A 13,705-nucleotide genomic window follows, 5' to 3' on the forward strand; every position below is an offset into this window, starting at 1 on the left:
CGGGCGGCGGCCGGTACGGGCTGAGGCTGGTCAGGCGTCCGCCGCCAGCCACTCCTCGATCCCCGCCAGCAGCCGTCCCCGTACGTCCTCCGGCGCCACCGACCCCCGCACCGACTGCCGCGCCAGCTCCGCCAGCTCCGCGTCGGTGAAGGCGTGGTGCTCGCGGGCGATGTCGTACTGGGCGGCCAGGCGGGCGCCGAAGAGCAGCGGGTCGTCGGCGCTCAGGGCCATGGGGACGCCCGCGTCCCACAGGGTGCGCAGCGGGACGTCCTCCGGCTTGTCGTACACGCCCAGGGCCACATTCGACGCCGGGCAGACCTCGCAGGTCACCCCCTCGTCCGCGAGCCGGCGCAGCAGCGCGGGGGACTCCGCGGAGCGGATGCCGTGGCCGATACGGGCCGCGTCCAGGTCGTCCAGGCAGTCGCGCACGCTCGCCGGGCCGGTGAGCTCGCCGCCGTGCGGAGCCGAGATCAGGCCGCCCTCGCGGGCGATGTGAAAGGCCCGGTCGAAGTCGCGGGCGAAGCCGCGGCGCTCGTCATTGGAGAGGCCGAAGCCCACCACGCCGCGCTCGGCATAGCGCACCGCGAGCCGCGCCAGGGTGCGGGCGTCCAGCGGGTGCTTGGTGCGGTTGGCGGCGACCAGGACGCGGATGCCGACGCCGGTGGCGCGGGCGGCGTCGTCGGCGGAGTCGAGGATCGTCTCCAGGGCCGGGATGAGGCCGCCGAGCCGGGGCGCGTACGAGGTCGGGTCGACCTGGATCTCCAGCCAGCCGGAGCCGTCGGCGGCGTCCTCCTGCGCGGTCTCCAGCAGCAGCCGGTGGATGTCCTCGGGGGAGCGGAGGCAGGAGCGGGCGATGTCGTACAGCCGCTGGAAGCGGAACCAGCCGCGCTCGTCGGTGGCCCGCAGCCTGGGCGGCTCGCCGCCCTTGAGGGCCTCGGGGAGGTGGACGCCGTATCTGTCGGCGAGCTCCAGCAGGGTGCTGGGCCGCATGGAGCCGGTGAAGTGGAGGTGGAGATGGGCTTTCGGGAGCAGATGGACATCGCGAGCCATCTACTGATCCTGCCGCAACAGCCGCGCACGGTGGTAGCGGTTACCTGAACGGGGGCTTGCCCGAATGAAGATCCGGAGCAAGCCCCCGTCACAGGTGGCGGCAGTGCGAGGTCAGTCCTTCGCCTCCGCCAGCAGCTTCTGGATCCGGCTGACGCCCTCGACCAGGTCCTCGTCGCCCAGCGCGTACGAAAGCCGCAGGTAGCCAGGCGTGCCGAAGGCCTCGCCCGGGACGACCGCGACCTCGGCCTCCTCAAGGATGATCTCGGCGAGCTCCACGGAGCTGGCCGGACGCCGGCCGCGGATCTCCTTGCCGAGCACGCCCTTGACCGACGGGTACGCGTAGAACGCGCCCTCCGGCACCGGGCACACAAAGCCGTCGATCTCGTTCAGCATCCGCACGATCGTCTTGCGCCGCCGGTCGAAGGCCGCCCGCATCTCCGCCACCGCCGACAGGTCGCCGGACACGGCGGCGATCGCCGCGGCCTGCGCCACGTTGGAGACGTTCGAGGTGGCGTGCGACTGCAGGTTCGTGGCCGCCTTGATGACGTCCTTCGGCCCGATCACCCAGCCGACCCGCCAGCCGGTCATCGCGTACGTCTTGGCCACGCCGTTCACCACGATGCACTTGTCGCGCAGCTCGGGCACGACCACCGGCAGCGACGCGAACTCGGCGTCCCCGTACACGAGGTGCTCATAGATCTCGTCCGTCAGCACCCACAGCCCGTGCTCGGCCGCCCAGCGGCCGATCTCCTCGACCTGGGCGCGGGAGTAGACGGCGCCGGTCGGGTTCGAGGGGGAGACGAAGAGCAGGACCTTCGTGTTGGGCGTACGGGCCGCCTCGAGCTGCTCGACCGTGACCCGGTAGCCGGTGGTCTCGTCCGCGACGACATCGACCGGCACGCCGCCCGCCAGCCGGATCGACTCCGGGTAGGTGGTCCAGTACGGCGTCGGGACGATGACCTCGTCGCCCGGGTCGAGGATCGCGGCGAAGGCCTGGTAGATCGCCTGCTTGCCGCCGTTGGTGACGAGGACGTTCGCGGCCTCGACCTCATACCCGGAGTCGCGCTTCGTCTTCGCCACGAGCGCGGCCTTGAGCTCGGGCAGGCCGCCGGCGGGCGTGTAGCGGTGGAACTTCGGGTTGCGGCAGGCCTCGATCGCGGCGTCGACGATGTAGTCGGGCGTCGGGAAGTCGGGCTCGCCGGCGCCGAAGCCGATCACCGGGCGGCCGGCCGCCTTGAGCGCCTTCGCCTTGGCGTCGACGGCCAGCGTCGCGGACTCGGAGATGGAACCGACGCGGGCCGACACCCTGCGCTCGGTCGGGGACTGTGCGGGTGGAGTTGCAGCGGTCATGGGGTCCATCGTTTCAGACCCCCGTATGGAGTGGCACACCAGTTACCGGGGATCCCGTTCGACGCGGGCCCGTGCAACACGTACACTCTTCCCTCGTGCCCTCATCGCCAGGGCTCGCTTGCGTGCTCAACTGCACGTACGGCGGGATGCGGTAGGTTGGGGAGCTCAAAGGGTCGTAGCTCAATTGGTAGAGCACTGGTCTCCAAAACCAGCGGTTGGGGGTTCAAGTCCCTCCGGCCCTGCTACACACGTAGATGCAGATGATGAAGCGATGCGCCGTGCGGCTCGTACCGGGCGCGGCACGGCCACGACCCGGGATTTCAGGTGAGGACGAGTGACGGAAGCCATCGGCTCCACCGCAACGCCTGAGCGCCCTGACGGCGACAAGCAGGCCCGCCGTGGCAAGCGCGGCAAGAAGGGCCCGCTCGGCCGCCTCGGGCTCTTCTACCGCCAGATCATCGCGGAGCTGCGGAAGGTCGTCTGGCCGACCAGGCACCAGCTGAGCACCTACACCACCGTGGTGATCATCTTCGTTGTCATCGTCATCGGCATCGTGACCGTGATTGACTGGGGTTTCACCGAAGTCATGAAGTACGTCTTCGGCTGAGCCGGTTCCGACCGGTTTGCCCCGTACGTACGAACCCCATATTTGAGAAGCGCAGGAAGAAGCAGCCACCGTGTCTGACGCGAACCTGAACGAGGCGATCGAGCCGGCCGAAGCGGTCGAGTCCCCCGAGGACGAGCTCGACATCGTCGAGGCGGCGGACGCCGAGGAGCCGGACCAGGCCGAGGCTGCCGACCTCGAGGCCGGCGAGCCTGCCGAGGAGGCCGCGCTCGAGGTCGAGGCCGACGGCGGCAATGACGTCGACGATGCCGAGGACGAGGCGGTCGAGGCCGAGATCGAGGCCGAGGAGGCCGTCCAGGAGCAGGTCGACCCGATCGCGGCGCTCCGCGACGAGCTGCGCGGCCTGCCCGGCGACTGGTACGTGATCCACACCTACGCGGGCTACGAGAAGCGCGTGAAGGCCAACCTCGAGCAGCGGGCCGTCTCGCTCAACGTCGAGGACTTCATCTACCAGGCCGAGGTCCCCGAGGAAGAGATCGCCGTCATCAAGAACGGCGAGCGCAAGAACGTCCGGCAGAACAAGCTCCCGGGTTACGTCCTCGTCCGCATGGACCTCACCAACGAGTCGTGGGGCGTCGTCCGTAACACCCCGGGCGTCACCGGCTTCGTCGGCAATGCCTACGACCCGTACCCGCTGACCCTGGACGAGATCGTCAAGATGCTCGCGCCGGAGGCCGAGGAGAAGGCCGCCCGCGAGCAGGCCGAGGCCGAGGGCAAGCCGGCGCCCGCCCGCAAGGTCGAGGTCCAGGTGCTGGACTTCGAGGTCGGCGACTCGGTCACGGTCACGGACGGCCCGTTCGCCACCCTGCAGGCCACGATCAACGAGATCAACGCCGACTCGAAGAAGGTCAAGGGCCTCGTCGAGATCTTCGGCCGCGAGACTCCGGTCGAGCTGAGCTTCGACCAGATCCAGAAGAACTGATCGAATACGTACTTCCGACCAGGTCAGGCGGGCTGCTGAAGCCCTCCTGACCTGCGCGGTTTCAGGACTCGCGCCATGAACAGCTATCGTGGTGCGGTATGCCTCCATCCGGATGACGGATCGAGGCCGAAACCCTCTCTATTCAAGGACCCGGAGAGAGCATGCCTCCCAAGAAGAAGAAGGTCACGGGGCTTATCAAGCTCCAGATCCAGGCCGGTGCGGCCAACCCGGCGCCGCCGGTCGGCCCCGCGCTGGGTCAGCACGGCGTCAACATCATGGAGTTCTGCAAGGCCTACAACGCCGCGACCGAGTCGCAGCGTGGCTGGGTGATCCCGGTGGAGATCACGGTCTACGAGGACCGTTCCTTCACCTTCATCACCAAGACTCCGCCGGCCTCGAAGATGATCCTCAAGGCCGCTGGTGTGGACAAGGGCTCCGGCGAGCCGCACAAGACCAAGGTCGCCAAGATCACGGCTGCCCAGGTCAAGGAGATCGCCGAGACCAAGATGCCCGACCTGAACGCCAACGACATCGACGCCGCGTCGAAGATCATCGCTGGCACCGCCCGCTCCATGGGCATCACGGTCGAGAGCTGACCCCCTAGCCACACCCCCGTGGGAGGGCCACGCGCTGGCCCGCAACCACGACTCCATACGACACAGGAGACTGCAGTGAAGCGCAGCAAGAGCCTCCGCGCCGGCGACGCAAAGATCGACCGGGAGCGGCAGTACGGCCCCCTCGAGGCCATCCGCCTCGCCAAGGAAACCTCCACCTCGAAGTTCGACGGCACCGTCGAGGTCGCCTTCCGCCTGGGCATCGACCCGCGCAAGGCCGACCAGATGGTCCGCGGCACCGTGAACCTCCCGCACGGCACCGGCAAGACCGCCCGGGTCCTGGTCTTCGCGACCGGCGACCGTGCAGCGGCCGCGGAGGCCGCGGGCGCCGACATCGTCGGCGCCGACGAGCTCATCGACGAGGTTGGAAAGGGCCGCCTGGACTTCGACGCCGTCGTCGCCACGCCGGACCTCATGGGCAAGGTCGGCCGCCTCGGCCGCGTGCTCGGTCCGCGTGGTCTGATGCCGAACCCGAAGACCGGCACCGTGACCCCGGACGTGGCCAAGGCCGTGACCGAGATCAAGGGCGGCAAGATCGAGTTCCGCACCGACAAGCACTCCAACCTGCACTTCATCATCGGCAAGGTCTCCTTCGACGAGACCAAGCTGGTGGAGAACTACGCGGCAGCGCTGGAGGAGATCAACCGTCTGAAGCCGTCCGCGGCGAAGGGCCGGTACATCAAGAAGGCCACCATCACCACCACGATGGGCCCCGGCATTCCGGTGGACGCCAACCGCACCCGCAACCTCCTCACCGAGGACGCGGCGGTCTGACGACCAGCTTTCGAACGGCCGGGCCCGGCAACCTCCGCTACGGAGGCTGCCGGGCCCGGCCGTTCGTCGTACCGGCCGCGTGCACTACGGTGGGCCGTTCCGTTCCGTAACCGAGCGGGGGAAAGGGACATCATGCAGAAGAAGCTCATACGCGGCGGTGCGGCGCTCGGCGCGGCAGCGCTCACCCTGGCCGCCGTCGCCGGTTGCGGTGGCGACGACAAGAGCGACGAGGGCAAGGCCGCGGGCGACAAGGCGGAGGCGCCCAAGATGGCCCCCGCTGCCGCGATCAAGGCCGCCACGGAGAAGACGAGCGAGGCGAAGTCGGCCAAGTTCGAGATGACCATGAAGATGCCCGCCGGCGCCGGTACGGGCGGCGGCGCGGTGAAGTCCTCCGGCGCGATGAGCTGGGATCCGCTCGAGATGGACATGACGCTCGACGGCTCCGCCATGGGCGGGGGCCCGGACGCTCCCAAGCAGGTCCGGATGGTGATGGCCGACGACGTCATGTACGTCAACGGTGGCGCCGCCGCGGCCAAGCAGATGGACGGCAAGCACTGGATCAAGATCGACCCGAAGGCGGTCGCCGAGCAGTCCGGCGACAAGTCGATCTCCGACGCGATCACCGGCGGCCTCGACGAGCAGGGCAAGAACCAGGACCCGGCCAAGCAGATGGCCATGTTCCTGGACTCGCCCAACATCAAGAAGGTCGGCACCGGCAAGGTCGCCGGCGTCGAGGCCACCCACTACACCGGCACGGTGTCGGTGAAGGAGGCCACGGCGAAGAACGGCAGCGCCGAATACCTCAGCAAGGCCGAGCGCAAGCAGCTCGTCGAGGCGATGGCGAAGCAGGGCGTCGACAAGTACAACGTCGACGTCTGGGTGGACGGCGACAACTACCCGGTCCAGCTCAAGCAGTCGTACAAGACCAACCAGGGCCCGACCGCGATCCAGATGCGCTTCTCCGACTGGGGCGCGAAGGTGGACGCCCAGGCCCCGGCCGCGAGCGACACCGTCGACCTGATGGAGATGCTGAAGAAGGCCCAGCAGCAGGGCTGAGCCGCCTCCTTACGTGACGTGAGGCCCAGGGGCGTGTGCGGCGGCGTGGGATACTGTCTCGCTCATTCGCTCACGCGTTCCCTGGGGGGATCATGCGTCACACCATGCGCGCCCGTACATCCGCGGTGCTGCTCTCCGCCGCGCTGCTCGGCGGAGGCGCCGTCGCCTGCGGCTCCGACGACGACGGCAAGAAGGACGGCGCCGCCGGCTCCGAGTCCAAAGGCGGAGGCGGAGGCGGCGGCAAGCCCGCCGAGGTGACGCCGGCCGTCGCCATCAAGAAGGCGGTCCAGAAGCAGCAGAAGATCGACTCGCTCACCTTCACCATGCGCGGCACCGCGCCCGGCGAGGGCAAGTTCACCGGCACCGCCGCGATGACCCGCAAGCCCGAGGCCATGCGGATGAAGATGCAGCTCACCGGCGGGCCGCAGTCCGGCACCTTCGAGATGCGGCTGGTCGGCCGCGCCATGTACATGAACGGCGGCGAGGAGGCCGCCGAGGGCATGGACGGCAAGAGCTGGCTGAAGGTCGACATGTCGAAGGCGGGCGGGAAGGGCGGCTCGCTCATGTCCGGCTCGCCCGCCGGCGCGAACCCGACCGAGGACGTCGAGGACATGCTCGAGGCCGAGGGCCTGAAGAAGGTCGGTGAGGAAAAGATCGACGGGGTGCCCACCACGCACTACTCCGGCACCATCGACCTCGCCCGCCTCAAGGCCGGCATGAAGGACGCGGACGCGCAGACGCGGGAGCGGCGCGAGGAGAAGCTCAAGGAGTACCGCGAGCTCGGCGTCGACAAGCTCACCATGGACATGTGGATCGACGAGAACGACCACACCAAGCAGTTCCGCACCACCAGCAAGACCGACAAGGGCCCGATGGACGTCACGGTCACCATGGGCGAGCTCAACAAGCCGGTGACCGTGACGGCCCCGCCCGCCTCCGAGGTCATGGACCTCAGCCAGGAGATGGGCAACGAGGGCTGAGCCGGTGCGGACAGGGAAGACAACGGGGAAGGGGACGGGGATGACAGTGGGGCGGACCGTAAGACGTGCAGGTGTCGCGCTGGCCGTGGCCGCGGTGCTCACCGGGGCGGCGGCCTGCAGCGACGACGGCGGCGGCGCGGGCAAGAAGGACCGGGGCAGCGGCGGCGGCAGCGGCAAGGGCATCGGCGAGAGCACCCAGAAGCTCAGCCCGATCGCCGCGCTGAAGACGGTGGACGAGAAGACCGCGGGCGCGAACTCCTCCAGGTTCACGTCAACGATGACCATGGGCAGCGCCCTCTCGACCAAGAACGCCGGCGCCCTGGACTGGTCGGACGGCACCACGGGCACTGCCACGGTGACGTACACCGGCGGCAGCATGGCGCAGGCGACCAAGATGATCGACACGGACGGCGTGCTGCCGGCCCGCTATCTCCCGGACGCCTATTACGCGAACGTCCAGGGCCCCTTCCAGACCCAGTTCCCCGGCAAGAAGTGGATCCGCTACGGATACGACGACCTGTCGAAGTTCATGGGCCCCTCCGGGGACTACATGAAGGACCAGATGCAGAACTCCACCCCCGGCCAGGCGGTGAAGCTGCTGCTGACGTCCAAGGACGTCAAGAAGGTCGGCACCGAGACGGTCAGGGGCGTGAAGACGACGCATTACGCGGGCACCGTCGACGTCGCCGACATGACCCGCAAGTCCTCCAAGGAGCTCACCGAGGAGCAGCTGAAGGCCATCGAGCAGCAGCTGAAGACCGCAGGCGTGACCACGCAGAAGGTCGACATCTGGGTGGACGGCAAGGATCTGATGATCAAGCGCCTGGAGTCCGGCGACACCAAGAACGGCCCGTACCGGATGGAGGCGTACTACTCGGATTACGGCACCAAGGTGTCGGCCGAGGAGCCGCCGGCCGGGCAGACCGTGGACTTCACGGAGCTGCAGCAGCAGTAGCTCGCGGCAGCCGTAAGTGACGGATTTGCCCGTACGCCAGGACGTCACGTACTCTTCCACAGAAGCCAAAGACCGCTGGTTGCTGCCCCTGCCCTCCCGGGTGAGGCAGCCGAAGGATCCGCTTGATTGCGGACGGCCCGCGCAGGTGACTGTGGAAGAGACTTCCGGCATTTATGTCGGCTCAGCCCCGTGCGCCTGCGCCCGGGGCGTTTCGTTTGTCCGGCCCCTTCCGAGCGGTCCTCATCACCGGAAGGAGGCCGAGGCTCATGGCGACGCCCGACAAGGTCGACGCAGTCGAGGAGATGACGGAGAAGTTCCGTAACTCCAACGCGGCTGTTGTGACCGCTTACACCGGGCTCACCGTTGCGCAGCTCAAGGATCTGCGCCGTTCGCTCGGTGAGAACGCTCAGTACCGTGTGGTGAAGAACACGCTGACCAAGATCGCGGCCAAGGAGGCCGGGGTCAACGAGCTGGAAGAGCACCTCGTGGGCTCGACGGCTGTCGCCTTTGTGACCGGTGACCCGGTCACGGCGGCCAAGGGTCTTCGTGACTTCGCCAAGGACAACCCCGCGCTCGTCATCAAGGGCGGTGTCCTTGACGGCAAGGCGCTGTCCGCCGACGAGATCAAGAAGCTTGCGGACCTCGAGTCCCGCGAGGTGCTGCTGGCCAAGCTGGCAGGTGGCATGAAGGCGTCCATGGCCAAGGCCGCGGCGACCTTCCAGGCCCCGCTCACGAAGATGGTCCGCACCGCGGACGCGCTTCGCAGCAAGGTCGAGCAGGGCGGTGCCGGGGAGTAATCCCCTCTACTCCGCGCTCAACCCAGCGGGCCTGTAAGCCATGCCCGCCGAACCACACATCCGGCACCCCAGCCGACTTAATGGAAGGACGCCCATCATGGCGAAGCTCAGCCAGGAAGACCTGCTCGCGCAGTTCGAGGAGATGACCCTCATCGAGCTCTCCGAGTTCGTGAAGGCCTTCGAGGACAAGTTCGACGTCGAGGCCGCCGCCCCGGCCGCCGTCGCCGTTGCCGGCCCGGCCGGTGGCGCCCCCGCCGAGGCCGCCGAGGAGCAGGACGAGTTCGACGTCATCCTCACCGGCGCCGGCGACAAGAAGATCCAGGTCATTAAGGTCGTGCGTGAGCTGACCTCCCTGGGTCTGAAGGAGGCCAAGGACCTCGTCGACGGCACCCCGAAGCCGGTCCTCGAGAAGGTTGCCAAGGACGCCGCGGAGAAGGCCAAGGAGTCCCTCGAGGGCGCCGGCGCCTCCGTCGAGGTCAAGTGACCTCAGCTCTCCTGAGCACTTTCTGAGCCCTCTTATGAGGGCACAGCGTCACAGGGCGATCACCCAGCCGGGTGGTCGCCCTTCGGCGTTCCTGCAACGCGGCCGAGCAGGGCTCCTTGCCCCGTGTGGCCTGACAGGTATGGTGATCTTCGCCGTTCCGGGAGACCCTGGTCGGAGTGGGGGGCCTTGACGAACCGCACGCAGCGCGCAATTCTCAGGTCGTCACATCGGTCCGGATCCGAGGCATGGATCGGTGGATGAGTGGGAAGGCCTTGTACCAACAGGCCGCCCCGGCGGCGACGAGCAGTGGCCGCAGAGGGGCCCGTAAGAGCAGAAGAGGGGAGAGGTTGGCTCTGCTGAAGCCGATCTCGAGAATCCGCTCTGGACATCAGTGTGGCGAGTGGCTACACTGACCCTTTGCGCTGCCTGTTAGCTGCCTCCTGCCCGTCACCAGGGGCATACCCAAGGTCATGCATTGCCGTCGCGTCCGCCCTGACCAGGGCTGATGTCCGGTGTGCACGGCCCGGGGGACCGGTACGCGCGTAGTGAGTCCGAGCCCTCGGAAGGACCCCCTCTTGGCCGCCTCGCGCACCGCCTCGACTGGAAACACGAACAACGGCGCCAGCACCGCCCCGCTGCGTATCTCTTTTGCGAAGATCAAGGAGCCCCTCGAGGTTCCGAACCTCCTTGCCCTGCAGACCGAGAGCTTTGACTGGCTCCTCGGTAACGAGGACTGGAAGGCTCGCGTCGAGGCGGCCCTGGACAGTGGACAGGACGTCCCCAGGAAGTCCGGTCTGGAGGAGATCTTTGAGGAGATCTCCCCGATCGAGGACTTCTCCGGGTCGATGTCGCTGACCTTCCGCGATCACCGTTTCGAGCCCCCGAAGAACTCCATCGACGAGTGCAAGGAGCGCGACTTCACGTACGCGGCTCCGCTCTTCGTCACGGCCGAGTTCACCAACAACGAGACCGGCGAGATCAAGTCCCAGACGGTCTTCATGGGCGACTTCCCGCTCATGACCAACAAGGGCACCTTCGTGATCAACGGCACCGAGCGTGTCGTGGTCTCGCAGCTGGTCCGCTCGCCGGGTGTTTACTTCGACTCCTCCATCGACAAGACGTCCGACAAGGACATCTTCTCGGTCAAGGTCATCCCGTCCCGGGGTGCCTGGCTGGAGATGGAGATCGACAAGCGCGACATGGTCGGTGTCCGCATCGACCGCAAGCGCAAGCAGTCCGTCACCGTCCTGCTCAAGGCGCTCGGCTGGACCACCGAGCAGATCCTCGAGGAGTTCGGCGAGTACGAGTCCATGCGCGCCACCCTGGAGAAGGACCACACCCAGGGCCAGGACGATGCGCTGCTCGACATCTACCGCAAGCTGCGTCCGGGCGAGCCGCCGACCCGTGAGGCCGCGCAGACGCTGCTCGAGAACCTTTACTTCAACCCCAAGCGCTACGACCTCGCGAAGGTCGGCCGCTACAAGGTCAACAAGAAGCTGGGTTCCACCGCCGGCCTGGACGCCGGGGTGCTGACGGTCGAGGACATCATCGCCTCGATCAAGTACCTGGTGAAGCTGCACGCCGGTGAGACCGAGACCGTCGGTGAGAACGGCCAGTCCGTGGTCGTCGAGACCGACGACATCGACCACTTCGGCAACCGCCGTATCCGCAATGTCGGCGAGCTGATCCAGAACCAGGTCCGTACGGGTCTCGCCCGTATGGAGCGCGTCGTGCGTGAGCGCATGACCACCCAGGACGTCGAGGCGATCACGCCGCAGACCCTGATCAACATCCGCCCCGTGGTGGCGTCGATCAAGGAGTTCTTCGGTACGTCCCAGCTGTCCCAGTTCATGGACCAGACGAACCCGCTGTCGGGGCTGACGCACAAGCGTCGTCTGAACGCCCTCGGCCCGGGTGGTCTGAGCCGTGAGCGGGCGGGCTTCGAGGTGCGAGACGTGCACCCGTCGCACTACGGCCGCATGTGCCCGATTGAGACGCCCGAAGGCCCGAACATTGGTCTGATCGGTTCGCTCGCCTCGTACGGCCGGGTCAACGCCTTCGGCTTCATCGAGACGCCGTACCGCAAGGTCGACTCCGACGGTGTCGTCAGCGACGACGTGGACTACCTCACCGCTGACGAGGAGGACCGCTTCGTCATCGCGCAGGCGAACGCCCCTCTCACCGAGGACCAGCACTTCGCCGAGGCCCGCGTCCTCGTCCGCCGCCGCGGCGGCGAGGTCGACTACGTGCCCGGCACCGAGGTCGACTACATGGACGTCTCGCCGCGCCAGATGGTGTCGGTCGCGACCGCCATGATCCCGTTCCTGGAGCACGACGACGCCAACCGCGCGCTGATGGGCTCCAACATGATGCGGCAGGCCGTGCCGCTCATTAAGAGCGAGTCGCCGCTGGTCGGCACCGGCATGGAGTACCGCTGCGCGGTCGACGCCGGCGACGTCATCAAGGCCGAGAAGGACGGTGTCGTCCAGGAGGTCTCCGCCGACTACGTCACGGTGGCCAACGACGACGGCACCTACACCACCTACCGGGTAGCCAAGTTCTCCCGCTCCAACCAGGGCACCTCCTTCAACCAGAAGGTGCTCGTGGACGAGGGTGCGCGCGTCATCAAGGACCAGGTCCTCGCCGACGGCCCCTCGACCGAAGAGGGCGAGATGGCGCTGGGCAAGAACCTGCTCGTGGCGTTCATGCCGTGGGAGGGTCACAACTACGAGGACGCGATCATCCTGTCGCAGCGCCTCGTACAGGACGACGTCCTCTCCTCGATCCACATCGAGGAGCACGAGGTCGACGCCCGTGACACCAAGCTCGGCCCGGAGGAGATCACCCGGGACATCCCGAACGTCTCCGAGGAGGTCCTCTCGGACCTCGACGAGCGCGGCATCATCCGGATCGGTGCCGAGGTCGAGGCCGGCGACATCCTCGTCGGCAAGGTCACGCCCAAGGGTGAGACCGAGCTGACCCCGGAGGAGCGCCTGCTCCGCGCGATCTTCGGTGAGAAGGCCCGCGAGGTCCGCGACACCTCCCTGAAGGTGCCGCACGGCGAGACCGGCAAGGTCATCGGCGTCCGCGTCTTCGACCGCGAAGAGGGCGACGAGCTGCCGCCGGGCGTGAACCAGCTGGTCCGCGTCTACGTGGCCCAGAAGCGCAAGATCACCGACGGTGACAAGCTCGCAGGCCGCCACGGCAACAAGGGCGTCATCTCCAAGATCCTGCCGGTCGAGGACATGCCGTTCCTGGAGGACGGCACCCCGGTCGACATCATCCTGAACCCGCTGGGTGTGCCTTCCCGAATGAACCCGGGACAGGTGCTGGAGATCCACCTCGGCTGGCTGGCCTCCCAGGGCTGGAAGGTCGAGGGCAGCGAGGACTGGATGCGCCGGCTGCAGGCCATCGGCGCCGACGAGGTCGCCGCGGGCACCAATGTCGCGACCCCGGTCTTCGACGGCGCCCGCGAGGACGAGATCTCCGGACTCTTCGAGTCGACGATCCCGAACCGGGACGGCGAGCGGATGGTCAAGGAGACCGGCAAGGCGAGCCTGTTCGACGGCCGCTCCGGCGAGCCGTTCCCGGAGCCGATCTCGATCGGCTACATGTACATCCTCAAGCTGCACCACCTGGTGGACGACAAGCTGCACGCCCGTTCCACGGGTCCGTACTCCATGATCACCCAGCAGCCGCTGGGTGGTAAGGCTCAGTTCGGTGGCCAGCGGTTCGGCGAGATGGAGGTGTGGGCGCTGGAGGCATACGGCGCCGCGTACGCCCTCCAGGAGCTGCTGACGATCAAGTCCGACGACGTGACCGGCCGCGTGAAGGTCTACGAGGCCATCGTCAAGGGCGAGAACATCCCCGAGCCCGGCATCCCGGAGTCCTTCAAGGTGCTCATCAAGGAGATGCAGTCCCTGTGCCTCAACGTGGAGGTGCTGTCCTCGGACGGCATGTCCATCGAGATGCGCGACACCGACGAGGACGTCTTCCGCGCGGCGGAGGAGCTCGGCATCGACCTGTCCCGGCGCGAGCCGAGCAGCGTCGAAGAGGTCTGACGTGGTTCGGGGGTCGGCCAATGACGCCGACCCCCGT

12 protein-coding genes and 1 tRNA gene are annotated in these 13,705 nt (G+C 67.6%); 11 read left to right on the forward strand and 2 right to left on the reverse strand.

The window, feature by feature from the left end; all coding sequences use genetic code 11:
* Positions 1 to 30: 30 nt before the first annotated feature.
* Together ACNNMR_RS26550 and ACNNMR_RS26555 are read right to left on the reverse strand one after the other, a co-directional pair.
* Positions 31 to 1,050 carry an adenosine deaminase gene (locus ACNNMR_RS26550; protein WP_419997189.1) on the reverse strand — a complete coding sequence of 340 codons (1,020 nt, stop codon included), beginning with the start codon at positions 1,048 to 1,050 and terminating at the stop codon, positions 31 to 33.
* 111 nt (positions 1,051 to 1,161) lie between these two features.
* Positions 1,162 to 2,400 (reverse strand): pyridoxal phosphate-dependent aminotransferase, encoded by a 1,239-nt coding sequence (locus tag ACNNMR_RS26555; RefSeq protein ID WP_419997190.1) that lies wholly within the window; start codon positions 2,398 to 2,400, stop codon positions 1,162 to 1,164.
* A gap of 169 nt (positions 2,401 to 2,569) precedes the next feature.
* Here ACNNMR_RS26555 and ACNNMR_RS26560 point away from each other — a divergent pair.
* From ACNNMR_RS26560 to rpoB, 11 genes are all read left to right on the forward strand, one after another.
* Positions 2,570 to 2,642: transfer RNA gene (locus ACNNMR_RS26560), tRNA-Trp, on the forward strand.
* Between the two features lie 92 nt (positions 2,643 to 2,734).
* Positions 2,735 to 3,007: a preprotein translocase subunit SecE gene (secE, locus tag ACNNMR_RS26565; protein ID WP_419997191.1), complete on the forward strand. Its 273-nt coding sequence runs from the start codon at positions 2,735 to 2,737 to the stop codon at positions 3,005 to 3,007.
* A 70-nt stretch (positions 3,008 to 3,077) separates the two neighbouring features.
* A complete protein-coding gene (nusG, locus tag ACNNMR_RS26570; RefSeq protein ID WP_419997192.1) occupies positions 3,078 to 3,947 on the forward strand; it encodes a transcription termination/antitermination protein NusG in 870 nt (289 codons plus the stop codon).
* A gap of 161 nt (positions 3,948 to 4,108) precedes the next feature.
* Positions 4,109 to 4,543, forward strand: a complete 435-nt coding sequence (rplK, locus tag ACNNMR_RS26575) for a 50S ribosomal protein L11 (RefSeq protein WP_419997193.1) — start codon at positions 4,109 to 4,111, stop codon at positions 4,541 to 4,543.
* 75 nt (positions 4,544 to 4,618) lie between these two features.
* Entirely contained in the window at positions 4,619 to 5,335 is a 717-nt protein-coding gene (gene rplA / locus ACNNMR_RS26580; RefSeq protein WP_419997194.1) for a 50S ribosomal protein L1, read from the forward strand.
* Between the two features lie 132 nt (positions 5,336 to 5,467).
* Positions 5,468 to 6,391, forward strand: coding sequence for a hypothetical protein (locus ACNNMR_RS26585; RefSeq protein WP_419997195.1), 924 nt, complete (start codon positions 5,468 to 5,470; stop codon positions 6,389 to 6,391).
* A 92-nt stretch (positions 6,392 to 6,483) separates the two neighbouring features.
* Positions 6,484 to 7,371 carry a DUF1396 domain-containing protein gene (locus tag ACNNMR_RS26590; RefSeq protein WP_419997196.1) on the forward strand — a complete coding sequence of 296 codons (888 nt, stop codon included), beginning with the start codon at positions 6,484 to 6,486 and terminating at the stop codon, positions 7,369 to 7,371.
* Positions 7,372 to 7,411: 40 nt separating this feature from the next.
* Positions 7,412 to 8,326 (forward strand): hypothetical protein, encoded by a 915-nt coding sequence (locus ACNNMR_RS26595; RefSeq protein ID WP_419997197.1) that lies wholly within the window; start codon positions 7,412 to 7,414, stop codon positions 8,324 to 8,326.
* Between the two features lie 266 nt (positions 8,327 to 8,592).
* Positions 8,593 to 9,123: a 50S ribosomal protein L10 gene (gene rplJ, locus ACNNMR_RS26600; RefSeq protein ID WP_419997198.1), complete on the forward strand. Its 531-nt coding sequence runs from the start codon at positions 8,593 to 8,595 to the stop codon at positions 9,121 to 9,123.
* 97 nt (positions 9,124 to 9,220) lie between these two features.
* Positions 9,221 to 9,607, forward strand: coding sequence for a 50S ribosomal protein L7/L12 (rplL, locus tag ACNNMR_RS26605; RefSeq protein ID WP_419997199.1), 387 nt, complete (start codon positions 9,221 to 9,223; stop codon positions 9,605 to 9,607).
* A gap of 575 nt (positions 9,608 to 10,182) precedes the next feature.
* The gene (gene rpoB / locus ACNNMR_RS26610; RefSeq protein ID WP_419997200.1) at positions 10,183 to 13,668 is read left to right on the forward strand and encodes a DNA-directed RNA polymerase subunit beta; all 3,486 of its coding nucleotides are present in this window, start codon (positions 10,183 to 10,185) and stop codon (positions 13,666 to 13,668) included.
* The last annotated feature ends 37 nt before the right edge of the window (positions 13,669 to 13,705 follow it).

It is taken from the genome of Streptomyces boninensis, assembly GCF_048572725.1.
GTDB lineage: Bacteria > Actinomycetota > Actinomycetes > Streptomycetales > Streptomycetaceae > Streptomyces > Streptomyces boninensis.

Bases quoted from the DNA above. Each gene is read 5' to 3' on its own strand.
- ACNNMR_RS26550 (WP_419997189.1), bottom strand. From the start codon at position 1,050: ATGGCTCGCGATGTCCATCTGCTCCCGAAAGCCCATCTCCACCTCCAC.
- ACNNMR_RS26555 (WP_419997190.1), bottom strand. From the start codon at position 2,400: ATGACCGCTGCAACTCCACCCGCACAGTCCCCGACCGAGCGCAGGGTG.
- rplK (WP_419997193.1), top strand. From the start codon at position 4,109: ATGCCTCCCAAGAAGAAGAAGGTCACGGGGCTTATCAAGCTCCAGATC.
- ACNNMR_RS26585 (WP_419997195.1), top strand. From the start codon at position 5,468: ATGCAGAAGAAGCTCATACGCGGCGGTGCGGCGCTCGGCGCGGCAGCG.
- ACNNMR_RS26590 (WP_419997196.1), top strand. From the start codon at position 6,484: ATGCGTCACACCATGCGCGCCCGTACATCCGCGGTGCTGCTCTCCGCC.
- ACNNMR_RS26595 (WP_419997197.1), top strand. From the start codon at position 7,412: ATGACAGTGGGGCGGACCGTAAGACGTGCAGGTGTCGCGCTGGCCGTG.
- rplJ (WP_419997198.1), top strand. From the start codon at position 8,593: ATGGCGACGCCCGACAAGGTCGACGCAGTCGAGGAGATGACGGAGAAG.
- rplL (WP_419997199.1), top strand. From the start codon at position 9,221: ATGGCGAAGCTCAGCCAGGAAGACCTGCTCGCGCAGTTCGAGGAGATG.